At 57.1% G+C, this 3200-nt stretch carries 3 protein-coding genes and 2 pseudogenes; 2 read left to right on the top strand and 3 right to left on the bottom strand.

Annotation, left to right across the window (positions count from 1 at the left end):
* Both istB and ACMX3H_RS10325 read left to right on the top strand, forming a co-directional pair.
* Positions 1-217, top strand: a pseudogene (gene istB / locus ACMX3H_RS10330) (IS21-like element ISSoEn3 family helper ATPase IstB); the annotation flags it as partial.
* 124 nt (positions 218-341) lie between these two features.
* On the top strand, positions 342-509 hold the full coding sequence (locus ACMX3H_RS10325; RefSeq protein WP_415210750.1) for a hypothetical protein: 168 nt from the start codon (positions 342-344) through the stop codon (positions 507-509).
* 13 nt (positions 510-522) lie between these two features.
* On the opposite strand, the pseudogene ACMX3H_RS10320 reads toward ACMX3H_RS10325, so the two are convergent.
* The 3 genes and pseudogenes from ACMX3H_RS10320 to ACMX3H_RS10310 form a co-directional block, all read right to left on the bottom strand.
* Positions 523-1934: pseudogene (locus ACMX3H_RS10320) on the bottom strand (aldehyde dehydrogenase family protein).
* Between the two features lie 167 nt (positions 1935-2101).
* The gene (locus tag ACMX3H_RS10315) at positions 2102-2695 is read right to left on the bottom strand and encodes a glutathione S-transferase C-terminal domain-containing protein (protein WP_415210749.1); all 594 of its coding nucleotides are present in this window, start codon (positions 2693-2695) and stop codon (positions 2102-2104) included.
* Between the two features lie 237 nt (positions 2696-2932).
* Positions 2933-3133: a hypothetical protein gene (locus tag ACMX3H_RS10310; RefSeq protein WP_415210748.1), complete on the bottom strand. Its 201-nt coding sequence runs from the start codon at positions 3131-3133 to the stop codon at positions 2933-2935.
* Positions 3134-3200 lie beyond the last annotated feature (67 nt).

Here is a 3200-nt window from a genome sequence, read left to right as displayed (position 1 = left end):
AACGATGCTGTTGGAGGTGATGGAAGATCGTTACGACAAAAGCAGCAGCATCCTGATCAGTCAACTGCCGGTAAAAAAATGGTATGGACTGATAGAAAACCCCACGACAGCTGACGCGTTACTCGATCGGCTAGTACACCTCAGCTATCGACTGGAACTTAAAGGCGAATCACTACGCAAAGAGCAAGGAGTAGCCAGCACAGGAAAAATAGACTAAAACCGAGTCAGAAGATGAGCGAACACATGATCGAATATCACTGAAATGGGTGATCGGAAAATATCTGAATAACTGATCGGATGTCGCCGGAACAGATGATCGGATACGTCGGAATCTGCACCTGGTGTATACCTTTGGCATTGAGCTGGCGAAAACCCTCTATACCGCCGGCGGTAGCGGATTATTCAATTTTCTCAATTTGCTCAGCGTTCTGGCCTGGTTCGTACTGATGCGGCGATTTATCCGCCGGCGCGCGACGCAGCAAATCACCGCGGCGGCACCGGCGGCCTGACCGCCGTTTGGGCTCAGAACAGACCTGTCGCGCTATCGGCATAGCTGACCAGCAGGCATTTTGTTTGCTGATAATGCTCAAGCATCATTTTGTGGGTTTCCCGGCCAATGCCCGATTGTTTATAGCCGCCAAAGGCGGCGGGGGCCGGATAGGTATGATAGCAGTTGGTCCAGACGCGCCCCGCCTGAATACCGCGCCCCATCCGGTAGGCGATATTGATGTCACGACTCCAGACCCCGGCGCCAAGGCCGTAATCAGAGTCGTTGGCCAGGACCAGCGCTTCATCCATATCCTTGAAAGTCGTGACCGCCAGCACCGGACCAAAGATTTCTTCCTGGAAGACCCGCATACTGTTGTTGCCGAACAAAATCGTCTGCTCCAGATAATACCCCGCCGCCAGATCGCCCTCCATCTGCTTGCGGCGGCGGCCGGTAAGCACTTCCGCCCCCTCTCGCTTGCCGATATCAATATAATTGAGGATGGTTTCCAGCTGGCCGGTGGAAACCTGCGCGCCCATCATCGTGGCGCGATCGAGCGGGTTACCGGTTTTGATGGCCTCCACCCGCTTGATAGCGCGCTCCATAAAACGTTCGTAACTCGATTCCTGCACCAGCGCTCTGCTGGGGCAGGTACAGACCTCGCCCTGGTTGAAAGCGAATAGCGCAAACCCCTCCAGCGTCTTGTCAAAGAAAGCATCCTCTTTGGCCATAACATCGGCAAAGAAAATGTTCGGGGATTTGCCGCCCAACTCAAGGGTCACCGGGATAACATTCCGGGCGGTGTAGCTCATTATCTTCTGCCCGACCTCGGTGGAACCGGTAAAGGCAATTTTGGCCACCCGTCCCGAGGTCGCCAGATACTCGCCGATTTCGCCCCCCGCCCCGTTGACCACATTCACCACACCCGACGGCAGCAGATCTTGAATGAGCTCCATCAGCATCAGCACCGACATCGGCGTCAGCTTGGCCGGCTTCAGCACAATACAGTTACCGGCGGCCAGCGCCGGCGCCATTTTCCAGCAGGCCATCAGCAGCGGGAAGTTCCAGGGGATGATTTGCGCCACGACCCCTAACGGCTCGTGGAAGTGGTAAGCCACCGTTTCACTATCGATTTCGCTGATTCCTCCCTCCTGCGCGCGGATACAGGACGCGAAATAGCGGAAATGGTCAATCGCCAGCGGCACGTCGCCCCCCAGCCGGCGCGGGCGGCATGGGCGGCGTCAAGCGCCAGATCGATGTCGTCTCGATCGGAGCTGGCGACCTTGCACAGCGGCCTGCCGGTGATCGGCGTTAGATTGACAAAATAATCGCCGGACAGCGACGGTACCCACTCGCCGCCGATAAAATTTGCATAACGTGCTTTTAGCTGAAAAGGATACCCGTATTCGCCGAGAATCAGGTTTGTGATTGGGGGATTGTGCGCCATGGCTCTCTCCTTCACGCTGGTTGCTTTACCGGTCGGTCGACCGATGTCAGCGAACAACATCGACACGCGGCGATGAGCGGTCTGAACGCTATATCCGTAACGTTAACGCCGCGCCGGAACGATGAACAGAGCCGACGGGAAGGAAAATCGCGGTTATCAGAGCGGCTTCACACTCTGGCGGCGATGGTTTCATCGCTATACAATCCGGCCGTCGCCGGCGGCAGAGTCCGGGCAAAACTCTCACGGCTGAAGAGCCGGTCGGCCATGGCCACCAGCGCAGGATGGGCAACGCACCAATTGGGCATCACGCGCCGGACATTGATAAAACCCAGCATGCAGGCGACGGCGACATCCGCCAGCGACAGCATGGATGAGTTCAGCCAGCGGCCTTCCGCCGCCCCCTTCTCCAGCGCATCCAGCCCGCTGCGCAGGCGGGCGCGGTGTTGCCACAGCCGCTGCTCCTTCTGAGCGTCGGCGCTACGGCGGCATTCGCTCACCAGCGCCAGCGCCGCCCACTCCTTCACCCTAAGCGCATCACGGGCATCGGCCGGCAGTAGTGCCGGTTCGGGCTGCAGCCACTCCAAATACTCGGCAATAAGGGAGGGGTGGCGATGACTTTCACCTTGCGCATCAATCAATACCGGTGCGGTGGACAGCGTGTTATCCACCACGTGAACCAACGTAAACGGCAAATCTTTCTCAAGCAGAATCACCAAAATTTTGCGTACAAAGGGACAGGAATAACTGCCGATCAGTTTCATGATACGCCTCCGGTTGCCGGTTACGGAATAATCAGTATGGCGCAAAGGGGGCAAAACCGGGAAAAAAGCGGCCTTCCTCGCCCGCTCTTCGACCAGAATAAAGGCGGTCTTTGCGGCTCGTCCAGTAGATTTAACGTTAGCGCGTCGATGGAGGCCACGGGGGGATCACACCAGCGTGCCGGCGGGCGCGCTCAGGTGAGCGCGAGGGAGAACATCGTCGTCGGCCCGACGCCGGACTTAGTGAAACGCCACCGTCCCCAACACTTGCTTCACCAACAGGTTGTGCTGCACCTCATTTTTGGTTGACGTCAGCACCTGAATAGTCAACACATTACCCGCATACGGCGTGGTGATAGTGGAACCGAGGTAAGCGCCCCGTGGAGGACGTCTTGAATTATTGGTGGGTTTGTTGTATAGCCCGGTAAAAATATGTTCCACTACGATGCCTAGTGAACCCGCATCCTATAAGGGACGGCTGTCAGATCATGGATAATCCGGCGATGAT

It is taken from the genome of Sodalis sp. (in: enterobacteria) (assembly GCF_047607725.1).
Lineage (GTDB): Bacteria > Pseudomonadota > Gammaproteobacteria > Enterobacterales > Enterobacteriaceae > JBLKSS01.
The sequence above is the reverse complement of the archived record's forward strand: the minus strand, read 5'-3'. Positions and strand labels throughout refer to the sequence as shown.